20 protein-coding genes are annotated in these 18,085 nt (G+C 42.0%); 9 read left to right on the top strand and 11 right to left on the bottom strand.

Translation table 11 applies throughout. The features are described from left to right. Position 1 precedes the first annotated feature (1 nt). Positions 2-319 (top strand): hypothetical protein, encoded by a 318-nt coding sequence (locus ACM9H2_RS02285; RefSeq protein ID WP_415487770.1) that lies wholly within the window; start codon positions 2-4, stop codon positions 317-319. A 9-nt stretch (positions 320-328) separates the two neighbouring features. On the opposite strand, the gene ACM9H2_RS02280 is transcribed toward ACM9H2_RS02285, so the two are convergent. Genes ACM9H2_RS02280 through gcvT form a run of 6 tightly spaced genes read right to left on the bottom strand, consistent with a single transcriptional unit; the run spans position 329 to position 5,994 of the window. Continuing rightward, positions 329-832, bottom strand: a complete 504-nt coding sequence (locus tag ACM9H2_RS02280) for a hypothetical protein (RefSeq protein ID WP_415487768.1) — start codon at positions 830-832, stop codon at positions 329-331. Next, complete coding sequence (locus ACM9H2_RS02275) at positions 829-1,746, bottom strand: RsmB/NOP family class I SAM-dependent RNA methyltransferase (protein ID WP_415487766.1); 918 nt, start codon at positions 1,744-1,746, stop codon at positions 829-831. Before ACM9H2_RS02275 ends, ACM9H2_RS02280 begins: the two co-directional genes overlap by 4 nt. Next, entirely contained in the window at positions 1,743-3,179 is a 1,437-nt protein-coding gene (gene gcvPB, locus ACM9H2_RS02270; protein ID WP_415487764.1) for an aminomethyl-transferring glycine dehydrogenase subunit GcvPB, read from the bottom strand. Before gcvPB ends, ACM9H2_RS02275 begins: the two co-directional genes overlap by 4 nt. Beyond that, positions 3,176-4,510 carry an aminomethyl-transferring glycine dehydrogenase subunit GcvPA gene (gcvPA, locus tag ACM9H2_RS02265; RefSeq protein WP_415487762.1) on the bottom strand — a complete coding sequence of 445 codons (1,335 nt, stop codon included), beginning with the start codon at positions 4,508-4,510 and terminating at the stop codon, positions 3,176-3,178. The genes gcvPB and gcvPA overlap by 4 nt, the downstream gene beginning before the upstream one ends. An 18-nt stretch (positions 4,511-4,528) precedes the next feature. Continuing rightward, a complete protein-coding gene (gene gcvH, locus ACM9H2_RS02260; RefSeq protein ID WP_415487760.1) occupies positions 4,529-4,912 on the bottom strand; it encodes a glycine cleavage system protein GcvH in 384 nt (127 codons plus the stop codon). Beyond that, a complete protein-coding gene (gene gcvT, locus ACM9H2_RS02255; protein WP_415487758.1) occupies positions 4,909-5,994 on the bottom strand; it encodes a glycine cleavage system aminomethyltransferase GcvT in 1,086 nt (361 codons plus the stop codon). The genes gcvH and gcvT overlap by 4 nt, the downstream gene beginning before the upstream one ends. 174 nt (positions 5,995-6,168) lie before the next feature. Between gcvT and ACM9H2_RS02250 the strand changes: the two genes are divergently transcribed. The 3 genes from ACM9H2_RS02250 to ACM9H2_RS02240 all read left to right on the top strand — a co-directional run bounded on the left by ACM9H2_RS02250 (position 6,169) and on the right by ACM9H2_RS02240 (position 8,805). Next, the gene (locus ACM9H2_RS02250; RefSeq protein WP_415487892.1) at positions 6,169-6,591 is read left to right on the top strand and encodes an NYN domain-containing protein; all 423 of its coding nucleotides are present in this window, start codon (positions 6,169-6,171) and stop codon (positions 6,589-6,591) included. After that, a complete protein-coding gene (locus ACM9H2_RS02245) occupies positions 6,588-7,409 on the top strand; it encodes a TatD family hydrolase (protein ID WP_415487756.1) in 822 nt (273 codons plus the stop codon). The genes ACM9H2_RS02250 and ACM9H2_RS02245 overlap by 4 nt, the downstream gene beginning before the upstream one ends. A gap of 61 nt (positions 7,410-7,470) precedes the next feature. Further along, positions 7,471-8,805, top strand: coding sequence for a hydroxymethylglutaryl-CoA synthase (locus tag ACM9H2_RS02240; RefSeq protein ID WP_415487754.1), 1,335 nt, complete (start codon positions 7,471-7,473; stop codon positions 8,803-8,805). 11 nt (positions 8,806-8,816) lie between these two features. On the opposite strand, the gene ACM9H2_RS02235 is transcribed toward ACM9H2_RS02240, so the two are convergent. Continuing rightward, positions 8,817-9,527, bottom strand: coding sequence for a helix-turn-helix domain-containing protein (locus ACM9H2_RS02235; protein WP_415487752.1), 711 nt, complete (start codon positions 9,525-9,527; stop codon positions 8,817-8,819). Positions 9,528-9,661: 134 nt separating this feature from the next. Between ACM9H2_RS02235 and ACM9H2_RS02230 the strand changes: the two genes are divergently transcribed. After that, positions 9,662-10,525 (top strand): polymer-forming cytoskeletal protein, encoded by an 864-nt coding sequence (locus tag ACM9H2_RS02230; RefSeq protein ID WP_415487750.1) that lies wholly within the window; start codon positions 9,662-9,664, stop codon positions 10,523-10,525. A gap of 41 nt (positions 10,526-10,566) precedes the next feature. Then, a complete protein-coding gene (locus tag ACM9H2_RS02225) occupies positions 10,567-11,748 on the top strand; it encodes a redox-regulated ATPase YchF (RefSeq protein WP_415487748.1) in 1,182 nt (393 codons plus the stop codon). Between the two features lie 23 nt (positions 11,749-11,771). Here ACM9H2_RS02225 and ACM9H2_RS02220 read toward each other — a convergent pair whose 3' ends face one another. Further along, positions 11,772-13,277 (bottom strand): 2-isopropylmalate synthase, encoded by a 1,506-nt coding sequence (locus ACM9H2_RS02220; RefSeq protein WP_415487746.1) that lies wholly within the window; start codon positions 13,275-13,277, stop codon positions 11,772-11,774. Positions 13,278-13,438: 161 nt separating this feature from the next. Between ACM9H2_RS02220 and ACM9H2_RS02215 the strand changes: the two genes are divergently transcribed. Both ACM9H2_RS02215 and ACM9H2_RS02210 read left to right on the top strand, forming a co-directional pair. Beyond that, positions 13,439-13,969: a hypothetical protein gene (locus ACM9H2_RS02215; protein WP_415487744.1), complete on the top strand. Its 531-nt coding sequence runs from the start codon at positions 13,439-13,441 to the stop codon at positions 13,967-13,969. Positions 13,970-14,012: 43 nt separating this feature from the next. After that, entirely contained in the window at positions 14,013-15,929 is a 1,917-nt protein-coding gene (locus ACM9H2_RS02210; RefSeq protein ID WP_415487742.1) for a DUF2070 family protein, read from the top strand. 18 nt (positions 15,930-15,947) lie between these two features. Here the strand turns inward: ACM9H2_RS02210 and ACM9H2_RS02205 are convergent, their stop codons facing one another. From ACM9H2_RS02205 to ACM9H2_RS02195, 3 genes are all read right to left on the bottom strand, one after another. Further along, positions 15,948-16,295, bottom strand: a complete 348-nt coding sequence (locus tag ACM9H2_RS02205; RefSeq protein ID WP_415487740.1) for a prefoldin subunit beta — start codon at positions 16,293-16,295, stop codon at positions 15,948-15,950. A gap of 94 nt (positions 16,296-16,389) precedes the next feature. Further along, the gene (locus ACM9H2_RS02200; RefSeq protein ID WP_415487738.1) at positions 16,390-16,524 is read right to left on the bottom strand and encodes a DNA-directed RNA polymerase subunit P; all 135 of its coding nucleotides are present in this window, start codon (positions 16,522-16,524) and stop codon (positions 16,390-16,392) included. Continuing rightward, the gene (locus tag ACM9H2_RS02195; RefSeq protein WP_415487736.1) at positions 16,524-16,856 is read right to left on the bottom strand and encodes a 50S ribosomal protein L37ae; all 333 of its coding nucleotides are present in this window, start codon (positions 16,854-16,856) and stop codon (positions 16,524-16,526) included. Before ACM9H2_RS02195 ends, ACM9H2_RS02200 begins: the two co-directional genes overlap by 1 nt. 156 nt (positions 16,857-17,012) lie before the next feature. Here ACM9H2_RS02195 and ACM9H2_RS02190 point away from each other — a divergent pair, with 156 nt between their 5' ends. Further along, positions 17,013-18,083: an ABC transporter substrate-binding protein gene (locus ACM9H2_RS02190; protein ID WP_415487734.1), complete on the top strand. Its 1,071-nt coding sequence runs from the start codon at positions 17,013-17,015 to the stop codon at positions 18,081-18,083. Positions 18,084-18,085 lie beyond the last annotated feature (2 nt).

Genomic DNA, 18,085 nt, shown 5'->3' with positions numbered 1-18,085 from the left:
TATGGAATCGCAAGATGGGGATGAGATCAGGAGTGCACCTACCTCAGATCGTCGAGTGAAGGAATTAGTCAGAGTTCAGGATTTCGGGATAAACGCCACGTCTGAAGGAAAACTCAGGGTGGATACAGTAGTAGTAAATGAGGGGAGGGCCCCCAGGGTTGGTAAGTTGGTTATAGTAGTAGAGGTAGAGGGAGCCAAGGAGCAAAAATCAGAGGTGATAGAAATTGGACCAAATGAAAAGGTGGAGAATAATATCGTTTTTGAGATTTCTTTCGAGGATTTTGAAAAGGGAGGAGATCTGAAAATGTTCATAGAATAGACTGAAAAATTAGGAGAGATGTAATTGTCTACTTTTGGGTATCTGGGAATGGAGGATCCCATTAGAATACAAACCAACTCCTATTTGGATAGCATGGTTTGATAAATTTCCACGTACTATGACATATCCAGATTCGCCATTCCAATCTATGTGTAAAGAATCCCCCTGGACAAATTTTAAGATCTGATCAAAGGGCAACGATAAAACATTTTTGTGAGCATGATGGCCAAATTTTTGTGCAGCATTTGTTGTGGGTTTCCAACTTTTTTGGTTGGTAGTGGTAAATCGAATTCCTAGTGCTTCTATTTCAGTTTCTTGTGGTAAATTGCCCTTGAAAGCCCATATTTTTCCAGATCCTTTCTCCCAGAAAGTGTATTCTTTGAATATTTCGGAGGGAATTCCAAATCTATTGTTCCAAAATTCTAGAAGTTCCATCCTTGTGATTGTAGATTGGTTTTGTTCGTGGGATGTATCAAAAGGTAATAAATTAAAAGTGATATTTGTAGAATTCATTTTACCTCCAGTTTTGCTATGAAAAAGCCCCCAGTATTATTTTGATTTGGCCAGATTCGTTTGCAAAGGTGGAGTGAGGAGTCCAATTGAATCCCATCCCATTCGGTCACCCCGGGAGAGGAGACAAGGGGCAGATCAAAAGGTACAAGGGTGCAATTCCCTTCCGAGAGGATTTTATCAATGACTAGTTCATTTTCTTCAGGAGAAAAGGTGCATGTTGAGTAAACAATAGTTCCCCCACTCTTGACTACATTGACTGCCCTTCTTAAAATGGAAAGTTGTAGTTTTTGCAGAGAAAATAGTTTTTCAAGTGACCATTTTCGTAGGGCACTAGGATTTTTCCGTATAGTCCCCTCTCCAGAACAAGGGGCATCGACTAGGGCGGAATCAAAAACTGTGAAGTCAAATGGTTTTAAGGAAAAATGTCTCGCGTCTGAATGAGTAACTGCAGTGATGGTAACCCCCAATCTTTCAAGATTTGATCTTAATGCGGGCATTCGTCGTAGGTTGGAATCGTTTGCGACTATGAGACCCGTATCATCCATTAAAGCTGCTAATTGTGAGGTTTTAGATCCAGGAGATGCACAGGCGTCCCAGATTCTATCTCCAGGAGAAGGATTGAGGACAAGAGGTGGTAATGAAGACACTTCTTCTTGCCCATGAATCCACCCAAGTAAGTAAGGCAGAGTATTACCAGGAGAAGTGGTATCTATCTGAAAAAGAAGAGGGTTCCATTTACAAGGAATGACATCGATGGATAGGTCGGAAAAAATGTCAATCGATTTTTGGATCGTTGTTTTAATTGTATTTACCCTAACGACATAAGGGAGGGGTGTGTTGCACACGTCTAAGAATTGAGAATGGTTTTCAAGGAGAGGTTCATATCGGGAAAAAATTGAAGTGAAATCACTCATAAAGATGGATCGAGGGCGTGCCACGATAGAATGGGAGATCTGGCTGCAGTAGTTTGATCAATTCTTGCCGATGCCGTTGAATTTGGGGCAGATTTTAGCGTAGAGTGGTCTTCATTTAGAACTGCATTGAATGAAGCTGCAATTTGATCCAAAGTTGATTTGTTTTCAGATTCTGTGGGCTCTACCAACAATGCTTGAGGGACTATCAGGGGCCATTTAGTAGTAGGGGGGTGCACCCCATAATCTAACAACCGTTTTGCGACTTCCGCAGCATCTTGATCCCCAGAACTAGCCACAAATTCATGGTAGAAGGGCCGGAAAGGAATTTCATACTGGATCTTGCTCCCTAAATAATTTGCATTCAGAACTGCTTTTGCACTAGCGTCTGAAAGACCACTGTCTCCGAGTCGAAGGATGTATGCAAGTGCTTTTATCAAACAAAGCCAGTTTCCATAGAATCCATGTACTTTCCCAATGGTATTTTTGGGAGTGGATAGATCGAATCCGGATTTTGTTTTTATCACAATGGGTGCCGGTAAGAAACTTTCAAGTTTAGATACTACTCCAACGGGGCCTGCTCCGGGGCCGCCGCCGCCATGAGGGGTTGCAAAAGTTTTGTGTACATTATAGTGCATGATATCAAAGCCCATATCACGGGGGCGGGACCGCCCTAGAAGGGCGTTTAGATTTGCACCATCGTAGTAAAGTAAACCTCCCGCTTTATGCACCATTGATGCGATGAGTTGTATCTCCAGCTCAAATAGACCAAGAGTATTGGGGTTGGTTAGCATCAACGCTGCAGTGTTTTCAGAAAGGGCAGCTTGAAGTGCATCTATGTTAACCGTCCCGTGTTCATTGCTGGGAATTTCAATTGTTTTGTACCCTCCTAGTGCTGCGCTTGCAGGGTTGGTCCCATGTGCACTTTCAGGTATAATAATTTCATTCCGTGAAAAATCACCATTGGATTCGTGGAATGCTTTGATTATCAGAATGCCGGTGAATTCCCCAGCTGCACCTGCAGGTGGTTGTAGTGTTACGGCATCCATCCCACCAATAGTGGCTAGATGTTCTTGAAGAGTATATAATATTTCGAGAGTTCCCTGAATGGTATGTGGTTCCCTATCAGGATGTGCAGAACAGCCAGGTAGCACGGCCACATCTTCGGTGAATTTTGGATTGTACTTCATAGTGCAACTCCCCAAGAGGTATGGACCACTATCGACCCCATATGTCATTTGGGAAAGGCGAGTATAATGGCGTGCCAATTCGGGTTCGGATAAGCTAGGTAAAGTGAGAGAACTTCGTTTTAAATTCGAGGGCAGGGGGACGTCATCCAAAGAGACCTCAGTCATATTCTTTTCAGATAAAAGGGGCTCGTAAACGGATTGAGAAGTCCATTTCGCTTGATCATAGCGGGGAGGGGAATTGCTCATGAGTTTACCTCTTTGAAGGCGTCGACAAAAGCATCAATATGAGAGGCATTAGTATCAGTGACACAGATGAGCAATTCGTGATCGCCTATTGCAGAAACTGCATATCCTTTTGTTTCGAGTGATTGAACCACTTCCATGGCCATTTTATCGGTCCTGACTACAAACTCTCGAAAATAATGTCGAGAATGAAGAGGGGCGTATACACCTTCTATGGTGTCAAGTTTAGAAGAAAGTTCAAGAGGTAGTTCTATGCATTGTTTCGCTAAATTGATTAAACCATGAGGTCCCAGATATGCGGCATGTATTGCAGTTCGTAGGGCAACCCATGCTTGGTTGGTGCAGATATTCGAAGTTGCACGTTCACGCCGGATGTGTTGTTCTCTTGTTTGAAGTGTTAGTGTGTATGCCCTACGATTGGTTGCATCCTTAGTGATTCCAACTAATCTTCCGGGTACTTGTCGTAAATAGTCGCTTCGACAAGCGAATAGACCGACTCCCATTCCATACGCATTTGGGAGACCAAGTACAGATGCATCCCCAACTACTATATCAATACCAAGAGAAGACGGAGGCTCCAGTATAGATAGTGCGATGGGATCAGTTCCAAGACAGCAAAGAGATCCGGAAGCATGAGCCATATCAGATATGTGTTTAATGGATTCTTCAAGTGCGCCGTGTGAATTGGGGCTTTCGATATATATCATTGAAACATCATTGGAGAATAGATTTTCTAATTTTTCAATGTCGGTGTTGGAATCACGAGTAGGGTAAGATTCTATTTTGAATCCAGAATTTGAAGTGTAATTTTTCAAAACGCTGAGGCGTTCTGGTCTCAGAATGTCAGGTACTAGAATTGTTGTACGAGTGGGGGATATCCTTCCAGACAAGAGGGCAGCTTCGCCTATAGAAGTGGCGAAATCATACATGGAGCTGTTGGCTATTCCCAGGCCAGTTAGTTCAACTATTAAAGATTGGTATTCAAACAAAACCTGAAGAAACCCTTGAGAAATCTCGGGCTGATATTGAGTATAAGATGTCAAAAATTCAGATCTATCAGAGATGTGATCAACTAAAGAAGGGATATAGTGAGAATAATAGCCGTGGCCAAGAAATTCGACAAGGGGTAGATTTTTATCAAAAATTTCCTTCAGTTCGGTTTTAATTTCGTGTTCTGAACGAGGGGGGATTTTGAATGAATCAGAGAATTGAAGGGAGGGAGGGATATTGAATAAGTCCTCTATTGACTCAAACCCTAAGTGTAAAAGCATTGCTTCGACGTCTGCAGGGGTATGAGGAGTATAGGGACTTTGAGTAGAAGGGAAATTCGTCATGGTAACCTACCTATATATTCAATTTGTTTGACTCCCATATTCTTCGGCCGTAAGTAGTGTGTCAATTTCAGAGGGATCTTTTAATTCTATTTTGAGTAACCATCCTGTGTTGTAAGGATCGTCGTTTACTTGCTCAGGTTCTGTTTCAAGGGTGGAGTTAATTTCCAAAACGGTTCCAGAAAGTGGAGCATAGAGATCGGAAACGGCTTTGATACTTTCGACGAGACCAAATATTTGTTCTTTTATTAAAATATCTCCGGCAGTGGGCAGCTCTAGGAAAACTATATCTCCTAATTCGTCTTGCGCGAAATCGGTTATTCCAACTAGGGCAATATTAGAATCTACCAATGCCCACTCATGTGATTGGGAGTATATCCTATCGTCAGGTATAGAAAAGGTCATTGTGGATTAATGAACGGTGTTGAACATATGGTTGCTGGTTTGAATGAATTTCGTATGGCTACTTGGAAGGAACTCCCAATTGAAGAATAAGAAGGGGGGACATAACCTAATCCGATGGGAAGGTCTAGAGTGGGACTTAGAGTTCCGCTTGTCACCACCCCTATTTGTTCTCCCACGTCGTTGAGTATAGCAGACCCAGGTCTAGGGATTGATCTTTCGGAGAGAGAAAACCCTATAAAATTGAGACTAAGTTCTTTTGAATGAAGTTCCAGCAATGCGTCTCTACCAATGAAATCTTGTCCCAAATCGACTGTGAAATCGACTCCAGCTTCGAATGGAGTTCTTGGATTTGTTTGGTGATTAAAATCTTGACCAGAAAGTAAAAATCCCATTTCAGTTCGGAGAGTGTCCCGAGATCCAAGTCCGCACGGGGGGAAATCCAATGCATCCCACAGAGTTACAGCGTCGTTAGAAGAAAGCAATAGTTCGAATCCATCTTCGCCAGTATATCCCGTTCGGGAAACGGTGCAAGTAATTCCTGAAATGGTTGTGATAGTGGTTGTGAACCTCTTTAAATCTGAGAGTGAATCTGGAGAGAGTGCATCAATAGAATCGACTGCAAGTGGGCCCTGTATGGCGAACATTGCAATCTCATTGGTAGAATTTTTTATTGTGACATCGAGATCCCACTTATCGCGGAAATGTGCCCACCTAAGAAACATTTCTTCATCGTGTCCAGCATTTGGTATGAACATAAATGATTCTGAAGAATTTCGATAAACAAGGGTGTCATCCAGGATAATCCCGTTGTCGTCAGTTATCATGGCGTATTGTGCTTGGTTGTCGCGGAGTCGTGTGACATTATTTGAAACCAGTTTGTTTGTCAAATATTCTGCATCTTTTCCATCTAAATATATTTGGCCCATGTGGGAAACGTCAAACTTTCCCACCGCATTTCGAACACAATTATGCTCCTCTATTATAGATCCAAATCTAATGGGCATTTTCCACCCTCCAAAAGTTGTGAATTTGGCACCCAATTGTTCATGGGATGTAATTAGGGGTGATAATCGAGGGAGCATGACTAGCAATTATATGTGGGCAGTGTCCCTCTTGTATGTTTGGGTTGGGCAAGGTTCAATTAAAATAATTGAATTGAAAATGGGTCGTATCGCCAGACATATCCACTTTAAGTTATAATAGTAGGTATGAATTTCAAAAAATTGGTTAATGGAAAACCAAATAAAAAACAATCAATGGAATGGAAATCGGTTGGGTTGTTGATTGATGGGCCTAATTGTTTTCGCGAGGAATTTGATTGTGATTTGGATGAATTGAGAGAGGTTGCACTCCAGTATGGGAGATTAGTGGTTGCTAGATGTTATTTGGATTCATATGCACCCCCTGGGTTAATTCAAGCTGCAGAGTCCCGGGGTTTTGAAACGGTAATAACTAGCGGAGATGTGGATGTAAGATTAGCAGTTGATGCGGTGGAAATAGCAGTTAATGGGACGACTGAAATTCTTGCAATTGCATCTAGAGATATGGACTTTAAACCTGCAATTGAGCTTGCGTCGAGATATGGTCTTAAGACAGTTGTTATTGCTCCGAGTGAGCATGGAAAATCAGAAGGACTAGCCAAATCAGCTCATGAAACAATAGTTTTAAATTCGAAATGAATCCAATTCTTGACAACCATTGTCATTTGGATTCGGAGGAAGGAATGGGAATTGCTGCTGTGGAAGATTTTAGTAAAAGTGGGGGGACACATATGTTGGTTGTGAATCAGCATTCATGGAGGGGTGGAAAAAATCCAACAGACATATCTGATTTTGAAGAGAGATTCTATCAAACCATTGAAATAGTAGAACAAGCGACGGAAGTATTGCAAGGGCGCGCTTGGTCTGTTTTAGGAATTCATCCTGCGTTGATATCGAGATTGGTGGAAGATGGTCAAACTGTAAAAGAAGCTGGAAAATTCATGTGTGAGGGTCTAGATATGGCTGCAAAAATGATTGATAGAGGAGATGCAATTGCCCTTAAATCGGGGCGGCCGCATTACGAAGTTTCACAAGAGATATGGGAAATGTCAAATGAAGTACTTCGCCATGCAATTTCGTTGGCAGCAAAAATGGGGATTGCTGTGCAACTCCACACAGAGGAAACTGAGGATCTTTCTGAAGTGTCAGATTGGGCAATTGAAATGGGCCTGCCTTGGCAAAAGGTTGTTAAACATTTTGCAGGAGGGGTTTGTAAGGGCGTGACCCCAAGTGTGATCAGTAGGAAGGAAGAACTGGAGAGGGCTATTCAGAGTGGAAAGCCATTTATGATGGAGACGGACTACCTAGACGATTTAAGAAGACCAGGTGCTGTTTTGGGGATGAAAACAGTCCCCAAAAGAACTAAATTATTGAGAGAGAGGGGATATGAAGAATTAATGGAAGTGGCACACGTAGATACTCCAGAAATGGTTTATGGGATAAAAACCAGAGATTAATTCGTTGATTGTCGACAAATGCATCGGCAGTTCCTTATAGAGGGTCAAGTTATACAGCGTTATGAAAAGCGTAGGGATAGATGGGATTTCCATTTGGTCAGGGAAATTAAGTCTAGACTTGGAAAATGTATTTGCACCTTCTGTTGGAGAAGATCCAGAGAAATATACAAAGGGATTGGGATTGCATGCGTGTTCGTTCCCGGATGTTCGTGAAGACATAGTGACAATGGGGGCAAATGCGGCGTATAGACTGATGAAAAGTGAAGGGGTAGAGCCGAGAGATATTGGTAGAATAGATGTTGCAACTGAAAGTTCATTTGACTCCTCCAAACCTATTTCTACATATATTTCAGGGTGTTTGGAGCAAGTGTTTGGGGAAGAATTTCGTAATGTGAACAAAGGTGAAAGAAAGTTTGCGTGCATAGCAGGGACGCAATGCATAGACGACGCTCATAATTGGATTCTTTCGGGGAGAAATGAAGGAAAATCGGCGTTGGTGATTGCAACAGATACGGCATTATATGAGAGGGGAAATCCAGGAGAGGCTACACAGGGTGCTGGTGCTGTTGCTATGTTAATTGCAGAAGACCCCTCTATTGTGGAATTGAGTTTAAAGCAGGGGTATTCTAGTGTGGATGAGACGGATTTTCTGAAACCGAATCGGCAATTTCCTAGTGTGGATGGGAAAAGATCTGTTCAAGTATATCTTTCTTTAATGAGAGATGCCTTGACAAACTTCGAGGAACGGAGTAAAAAAATGGATATAGAAGAGTTTCAATTTGTTCCATTTCATGTTCCATTCCCAGGGATGGTTAGGAAAGCGGCTAGTTTGGGGTATAGGCATATGACCCGGGGGACGTCTATTGAAGAGGAGTTAGAAAAAGTTATAGGGCCAAAACCAGAAGTAGAAGAATTTTCAGAGTATGAGATGTATACGGAAAGTATTCGAGGATACATGAAACTCTTGGAGAAAACTGAAATATATCAGAAATGGTATAAGCGAGTCATAGAACCCACGATAGAAATATCAGGAAAAGCTGGCAATTGGTATACTGGGTCGGTCCATCTTGCACGGACGTCTGGATTGATATATGCTGCAAGGGAAAAGTTAGATTTAGTTGGGAAAAAGATACTAGTTGGGTCGTATGGGAGTGGTGCTCAGGCAGAAATTCATACGGAAACTATCAGAGATGGTTGGGACGAAAAGGTTAAAAAAATAGATATACACGATCAACTTGAATCTCGCCGTCAGTTGTCATTTGAAGAATATGAACAAATTCATGACGTCCACAATTATTCTAAAGAGACTTCGTTAAAAGAATTGACAGATTACAAAAATGAGTTTGCATTTAAAGGGTATGGGAAAATGGGAGAACATACCTACGAATTCATTTGAATCATACAGGGCTAATGAGTGGATTGGAGGTTAGAGAGTAAGGTATCCAAAGGTGTGTCAACGACTCCAAGTGAAAATCCACTTATCGAGGCGAGAGAGGGGGCATGTTCCCAAAGGGATTCGGACGAGATTCCATGGAGTATGACCGCACTAGGTGTGGGGGAAACGACACGCATTGCAACTAGAGGAGATTCTCCACGAGATACATTGGTAAAGATCAAAGCCCTACTAGTACTTTGTCCGTAGAGTTTAAACAAATCCCCAGGAGAAAGTGTCGTAATTGCTAATATACTATCAACAACTGTGTATCCAGTAATACCTTCAGGACCAGTCACTAGTTCAGATCCACCAATGTTGTCATAAAATGTGGATAATGGTACTGATGAAAAGTACTCGTGAATTGCTAGGATGGATGGATGAGATTCAGAGGATCCAGATAGAGAAGCATAGCGTTGAATATTAAATCCACCCGTTTCTTGATCCGCATCTAATATAGCAGTTACAATCTTTTGTATGAAATTTGCCCCGGGATTTGGTCGCCTACCTCCTTCGTAATCAGATAAAACGGAAGAAGAGATTCCAATCCTATTTGATACTTCAACTTGTTTTAGACTAAATTCTCGGCGCCATTTTCGGAGGGATTCTCCGGGTTTTTCGCTTAGCGCTATTTCTCCCGCAATGCGTATAGCGAGTGAATCCCTAGCGGGACGAGATGACTCCATAAGTCACTTTTTATGTAAGAAACTAAAAGCGTGTCGTAGAGGAAAGGGGATAATTTTTACAGAGAGTCGCAAATAGTTGAAAATGGATAAATGGCACACGTGGGTTTTATTAGGGATCGCAGATAAAATAATATATGGCGGTTGGTGAAGACCCACTAGATGTTCTTATAATCCCAACAGGAACTATTGCCGAGGAGCGAGATTTGGTTGCCCCGGGGGATGTGATAATAGGAGGACAAAGTAACATTAGTTTTGGGGTTCGGTCTCAAAATATACTAGTAGGGGAGAGAGTCCGTTTTGAAGGAGATATAGAGGTTGAAAGAGAGTGTAGAGTTGACATATGGTGTGAAATCGAAGGTAACGTGATAGTCGGTGAAGACGCTTATTTAGGAGAAAGAGTTAGTATCTCGGGAAGATTGGCGGTGGGCGGAGATCTGGATATAGGAGATGATGTTCAGATCGAAGAGGGATTTGAAGCAAATGGATGGATCAATATACGGAATCCATTACCAACAATCATATTCTTATTTATGTATTTGACACAATTGCTGCGTCTTGGTGAAGAGGAAGCTGCAGAAGAATTACTCTCTGAAATCCTTGAAGGGGAGAAGGAAAAGGGAAATGATGAAGATCCACTAGTCATTCCACGGGGGAGCTATATTTCGGATGAAATGTGGAGGGTTTCTACACCAGTGATAGTTAAAAATGAGTGTAGATTACATGGAAATTTCCGGGCAGTGGATATAAGCATCGGAGAGGATGTGAATTTGTTTGGAAGTATTCGAGCGCGCGAAGGTGTAGTTATAGGAAATGGCACCAGAATACATGGTGATGTGACTACTAGAGAGGGGAATATCACACTTAGAGAGGGATCCCACATATTGGGAGACATTTCCTGTAATAAATTGGAGCTTCACGAGGGTGCACGCGTGGAAGGAACTATAAGAGCAAAGGACGGTATGCAGATTCGATCGAAGGGGAGGAAACCCCAAGAATGAAATTGAAATTTAAGATTTGGTTCAGAGAGAGATAAGAAGATATGATCGTTTTAGCACTTGCTGGAAAACCAAATGCGGGTAAATCTACATTCTTTAAAGCTGCAACATTAGCAGACATAGAAATAGCAGATTATCCATTTACTACAATCGAGCCAAATCGGGGCGTGGCCTACGTTAGGTCCGAATGCCCTTGCCAGGATAGAGATACAAGGTGTGGAAATAGTCACTGTCAAGAGGGGAAAAGATACATCCCAATTGAATTAATCGATGTTGCGGGTTTGGTTCCAAACGCCCATATGGGGAGAGGTCTGGGAAATAAATTTTTAGACGATTTGATGAATTCGGATGCAATTATCAATATAATTGATTTTTCAGGAGGGACTAATGAAGAAGGAGAAAAAATAGAAAATCTCGAATATGACCCCCTAAACGAAGTAGTGTTTATTAGAGAAGAAATTGATTTGTGGTTAGCAGGAGTGATTAGGCGCAATTGGGGATCTGTTGAACGTTTTTCACGAGGTCCAAACTTCAATATGGAAAAATCAATTGCTAGTGTTTTGTCAGGATTGGGCATAAAATCTCGAGATATTTTGTCATGCCTCAGGAAGATCGAATATCCCCCGATGCCAAGTGAATGGGAAGATTCGGATTACGAACAATTGGCACGTTTGCTTAGAAAAATATCCAAACCTTCGATAGTAGTTGCCAATAAAATAGATGTAGCACCGGAAGAGAATATTGAACGTTTGGGAGACATGGGAGAAGAGATATCCGTGGTTGCTGCGCAATATGAATTAATACTTCGGAAGGGGAACGAGAGAGGGATCATACGATATGACCCAGGAGATAATACGTTCGATGTTATTAAAGAATTGACAGAAGAACAAGAAGTGGGTTTGAATAAAATTGAAAATGTGATGAAGGAATACGGAGGTACTGGTGTTCAAAATTCACTCAATCGAGCAGTATATGAGATGATGGGAATGATAACAGTATTCCCAGTTGAAAATGAGAGTCATTGGGTAGATGGGAAAGGGAATAAATTGCCAGACGCATATCTAATGCCAAGTGGGTCCACTCCTAGAGATTTGGCTTATGAAGTTCACACAGATATAGGAGAAGGATACCTATATGCCATTGATGCTCGTTCGAATAGAAGAATTTCAGAAGAGTATGGTTTAAAAGAAGGTGATGTCATAAAAATTGTAAGCACTGCAAAGTAAAAGATAAGTTAATAGAATAGAATTCAATTAAACATTAAACGGTCTAGTCCATCTATCAATGCCAAAACACTAGCTCGAGTTATATCAGCGTCACTGCTAGCCACACTAACGGTTCGGTCTCCCCTGGCAACTTCGACATAAACAGTAACTAATGCATCAGTACCACCGGTCAGAGCGTCTACGTGGTAGCTAACCAATCTAAAACGGGAATCATTTAATGCACCTCGAACTGCGTTAATCGCTGCGTCAACTGGACCACTACCAATACCAGAAGAAGAACGTTCTTCTCCATCTACTATTAGACGAATGCTTGCAGTGGGTGTGGCCCCACCACTGACGGCGATTAGATCCACTAGCGTGATTTTTTGATTTCGAGGAGTGCCACAGACATCGTCTGCTATTGCCAATAAATCGGCGTCTGTTACCCTTTTATTACGCTCAGCTAGTACTTTTACTCGGTTAACAATGGTAGAGATTTGGTCGTCGGAAGCAGTTATCCCATGTTCCTCGAGTGCCGCTCTAGCTCCTGCTCGACCTATATGTTTTCCAACCGCAAAGCGGCGCCCTCTGCCAACTAATTCAGGAGGGTAGGGTTCATACATTCGGTCGTCTTTGAGAATTCCATCGGTGTGAATGCCACTTTCATGGGTGAAGGCATTTTCTCCGATTACGGCTTTGTTAGGTGGGAGAGAAACACCAGTTGATTGAGAGACAAGTTGTGCAAGGTTGAATAACCCATCTAACTTGACCGTATCTATGCCATAGCAATGGTGTAAGGCGATTGCAACCTCTTCCAACGCGACGTTTCCAGATCGCTCTCCGATACCATTTACTGTTGCATGTACCATCAATGCACCTCCGGCTATACTTGCCAAAACATTAGAAACTGCGAGGCCTAAATCGTCGTGGGTATGAGTACTTGTAGGACCTATTTTGGATAGTTGAGAAACAGCGAAATGGGCCTGCTCGGGGCTAGCGTATCCAACAGTATCTGCCCAACAAATCCAATCTGCACCCGCATCGATTCCGGATTGCATTAAGGCTGTTAGGAAATCTAGGTCGGCCCTGCTTCCGTCTTCGCCTAGAAGTTCTAACCAAATTCCATGGTCTTTAGCATAATCAATTAGAGAGACGGAATTTGAGATAACATCTTCTCGGGTTGTTCTAACTTTGTCAGTTACATGACGGTCGCTAGATGGAACAACTAAAGTGATACCATCAACATCGCAATCGAGCGCGTCGTCGATATCAGATTGAATTCCACGGGCGAAGCTAGTTATTTTGGCACGTAGGTCTAGTCCTACGATCTGTTTGATCGCTTCGCGTTCGCTTTGTCCAGTGCATGCGCTGCCTGCTTCGATGACAGATACACCTATATTATCGAGTTCGGTGGCGATGGAGACTTTTTCTTCAGTGGTCAATGCTATTCCTGGCGCTTGCTCTCCGTCACGGAGCGTGGTGTCTAGGATTTCTATAGTTTGGGGGGAATTATCTTTGAGTTGGGATAAGTTCCCTAATAAATCGATCATGGGTCATGGTTTGCCCTAATTAATCAGGGGGATGAGAGGGTATTTAAATTGTCCCATTCAGTACCGTCTTGAAGGGTAGTTCTACAGGCACAGGATAGATATAGAGAAATAAAAACAGAGTCATAGGCAAAGTTATTTGTTTAAAAAATGGAGATGGATTTATGAAAAAGACACCTAAAGGAACTCCAGTTGGGGTTGACGATCCCTATCTGTATGTAGATAAGTGTGACCATCTAACAGGAGGAGGGCTTTGTCGTTTGATACTAGAACACAGAGATGTAGAAGGGTCGTTCCAAGTGGAGCTTGAAAGGGGAGAATATGTTTGTCCCGTGGTAGAACAAAAATGGAAATGGGAAAATTGCCCTTACTTTAGGTACAGGGCGAACGAAAAGAGATGTGCCCGCTGTGGATTGGAGGAGCGTCTGAATGCCCATGATGATAGCCGACCATTATTGGAGAAGCATCACCTTTCGTATGCGAGGGGAAGGGTAGGAAGGGGAGAACAGATGGACCACGAAATAATTGTGATTCTTTGTAGGTGGTGCCATGCAAAGGTACATAAATCAGGAGCTAGAATCAACGATGAAGTGGAACCAGATAGAAAAGCATTAGAGATGATGGAGGAGAGAAAAAGTGCAGAGATGGATGAGACTAAATTTGAATCTGCAAGAGAAAGGTATAATAGAAATTAATGTAATAACTATGATTCCAATGTCAAATATAATGGAGTAACGAATGACAACATCCCAAAGTAATCTTTCAGATTTATCTAGATTTGTATTTAAATCCCCAAATTGGCAGATTAGCGTTTTCTTTTCATTGGCTTTAGCTGCAGTAGTGGGGGCCAGTGCTTTTCAGTCGATGGAGGGGGGAACAACCATTTTTTCTTCAATCATAGACAATATGATTTTAGGGGTATTTTTCATAGGATTTCCAACATTACTGGCTAGTTTCTTCACACCTCCGATTGATCGAATACTAGGTGGGAAGATTACATACAATAGATCTTCTCTACTAGCATTAGTCTGTGAAATCATTGTTGTTGTGTGTTTATTATTTTCGAAGGTGGTAGATCTCCTATTTAATATTGAAGGTATTGTATATGTGGTATTGATAGCATCCCTTGCAATCATATTTGCATTTAGGTTAGCAATTGTAATGGCGATATCACATAAAAATCCGTTTATTGCAAGTATACCTGCGAGTATTCAGACTGTGACTGCTGCTGCTATTTATGCTGTTGCGCAGTCGCAAGTAGTGAAAAATGGCGTGGGTCCAAATCTATTGATAGGTCCGGGATCGGGTAAGTTATATTTTCAGTCGTATGCCATGGGTCCAAAGAATAGTATTACAGAAATAATATCGGTGGGGATACAGGGGGAATTACTATTACTCGTGGGGATGAGTATAATATACGCACTAGGAGTGTGGGGATTAATTGTAATTATAGACAGGCCTTGGCGCAAGACACTGGGCGTGTCTGGTTTCGATTTTATTAGAGGTTTCATAGACTACATTGCAGAGGATTCTAGAGGACTGGAAAATTTCTTTGAAAGCATAGGAGAATCAGCAGTAGTTCCTGTCACTGTGATGTCTTATGCAGATTTGAGAGGGAAACAAAAAGCTTGTTTTTCACTGCCGATGCTTCATCCAGGACCTATGGGGACAATTGGAGGGGGGAACCTTCCAGAAAGTCTTGCCAGAGATACAGAAGGGATGGCATTCACACCTCACGCGACTGCGGGGCATGATTTTAATCTAACCACCGCCCGGGAAGTGGATTCAATAATATCAGTGGTAAAACGGGCTATAGAAGATGTAGAGTTATATGAAACTGCGACTAGGAGTGTGCGGAGTAGAGTTGGTGAAGCCGAGATAGTTGGGCAGATGTTTGGAGATAGTGCTATGTTGATAGTAACATACTCACCAGGATGTGCAGATGACATAGACTATGCTGTCGGGTTATCCGCCATGGCAGAAGCCAGAGGACAGGGTTTAAGAAATGTCATGTTAATTGATGCACATAATTGTAATAATGGTACTAGGGGTGGCGAGATAGGACATATAACTCCAGGTAGTCAAAGGTCATTTGATTTATTTGAAGCTGCTAAGGAAGTGAGTAAAAAATTAGTTCAAGAAGGCCAAAATTCATTTGAACTAGGGGTAGCATGGGATGAGACGAAATGGGGATTGGAAGAGGGAATGGGGCCGTTGGGGATACGAGTGGCAGTGATAAAAGTAGGTGATCAAGAAACGGCATATGTTCAGGTCGATGGGAACAATATGGATCCAGGGTTAAGAGATAGAATTGTAGAAGAAAATGAATTGGTAGATGAGATTGAGATCATCACAACAGATACACATATTGTGAATACTATTGATGCCGTGAATCAAGTGGGGCAAAGGATACCGCATAATGAATTGATTGGTAAGATCCAAGAGTTAATAAAAGAGGCAAAAGAAGATTGCGAGTCAGTTGTGGCAGGGATGTCATCTAGAAAAACAACAGTAACCGTATTTGGAAATGATATGACAGAAACTCTAGCAAGTCACGCTAATGCGATGATTTCAATGGGCGGGGCACTCACGGCTGCAATGATAATTGCGACCATTTCGATGAGCATACTTTTATTCTTGTTTGCAGCGGCGTAGGAAGGGTACGAAGGCCGATCAAGAAATATTTAAAATTTCTTGGATTTCTTTTTGTAAAGTTTCAAATTGTTTTTGTATTCGTTCACTTTGTTTATTTAGAGTTTGTAGCCGGACTTCGAGGGCCTCGACACGTTGGTTAAGATCTTCTTCGGCGGATTTCGAATCTGTTTCGACCAATAAATTTCCTACATGACGATATAAAGTAGCATCTTTTTCGGCTTTTGATAAAACGGATAGGGCCGATTTATTTTCTGCCAATTGTGCTTCTGCATGGTGTTTTTGTACGGTGACTTGTTGGGCTTTAGATTGAAATGCCTGAAGATTTTCTAATTTCTCCCGTGCTTCAGGGGTAAGTTGTTCTGACATTTAAGTTCAGTAAACGGTCTGAACTCAAAAACCCGCGTTTTCTACAATCAGATTGTGGATTGGAAAAAAGAGATAGATAGGGAGGGAAACTCTGTTACCTTATATGAGTTTCTTTGACCAAAGGGCTACGCTCTTTGAGAAGTACCCGATGACCGCAATAAGGACATCGAACCCCGAATACCCCTTCTAACTCAACATCTCGTTTACAGCGAGAACATCTATATGCCACTATTCTTCCACCTCTGTTGGAGAATCGGATGGCACTGCTGTGAGAAGTAGTTCTTCGGGGGAAGCTTCGGTTTCAGAACGAGTGATTGAACGACTACCAATCAGACCACCAGGTGTAGCAGGTCGGTAAGTGCCTCCTGCGAATCGATAATCGCAATTTTTTCGCCTGCATTCCCAGATTCCAGTGCCCACGCGGTGGATGGACTTGGGTGCTCCACATTTGGGGCAGGCGTAATCAGCGCGCATGAGGGCTTCGACTTCAGACACGCGACGGCGGGCAACGCGACCGTATCTAGCCCCGAATCGGCCGGCTGAACCAGATTTTTTTGCCATGGATAGATTGTGTGTAGCGGCGACTTAGAGATAAACCCTTTTAAATGATATTTTGAGATGAGACTACATATTTATAAGAGGTTTTAAAGATAGGGGGATAAATCAATATAAATTGCATTAATAACATTTTTATTGTTTAACGGATTCGATGAGTATATGAGATTGATGGGAATTGCATGTTGTTGTTTACTAATAACATCTATTCTAACAATGGGAACGGTTGGGGTTGAAAATGGAGAAAAAAGCATAGAGGAATTATGTACATTTCCAATAAGCGAAATTGATGCTAGTGGAATATTGGTTGAGATTGAGAGAGAACCACAGAAAATAGTGACTCTTGCGCCTAGTTCGGCCCAGACTATGTGGGAGATTGGTGGGAAGAATAAAGTGGTTGGGATAACCCACTACGCAGAGTATTTAGAAGGAGCAGATGAAAGGGTGGTCATCTCTAGCTCAGAAGGAGAAATTGTCTTAGAGAGTGTTGTTTCTTTGAATCCGGATTTGGTTTTGGCCCCAAGCATAATACCTGAAAAAACAGTGGAGAAACTCAGAGAAACTGGAATGGTTGTATACTATTCTTCCGAGCTTAGAACAATTGAAGACATAATGGAAGAGACCAGATTAATTGGCAGGTTATCAGGGGAATGTGAAGGGGCAGAAGAAGTCACAACGCGGATGCAGTCTAGTTTGGATCTCATTTATGAAGAGGCAGAAGAAAAAGAAAAACCCGTGGTTCTTTACGTGTTTTATGGATGGACTGCAGGAGAGGAAACTTTGATAGATGAAGTGATTGAAAAATCGGGGGCGAAGAATAGTGCGAAATTGATGGGGATTTCGGGGTACAGGCAGCTCAATGCAGAATTAATAGTTCAGAATGAACCAGAATGGATCATAATTAACTCTGATGAAATTGAGGAGATAAAAAATAATGAGATAATACAGAAAACAGCTGCAGCTCGGAATAATAAAATAATTGTAGTTCAGGTGGAACATCTCAATCAGCCAGCTCCCAGAATAATTCTTGCAATTGAAAAGATAGCGTCTGGAATTTCTCAAGAGACCGAAGTGGGACAATCCAAATTAGAAACAGAATTAGAATTAGAAGTAGCAGAAGGGATGGAATCTTATAGATGGAATTTGTTCATGGCCAGCCGGATATTTGGATATGTTGGGTTGATTATTTTGACAGGAATAGTAATCGTATGGGCGAAAGAAAAATGGAGATAAAG

Source organism: Candidatus Hikarchaeum yamanae (assembly GCF_009889665.1).
Taxonomy (GTDB): Archaea; Halobacteriota; Halobacteria; order Halobacteriales; family Hikarchaeaceae; genus Hikarchaeum; species Hikarchaeum yamanae.
The sequence above is the reverse complement of the archived record's forward strand: the minus strand, read 5'-3'. Positions and strand labels throughout refer to the sequence as shown.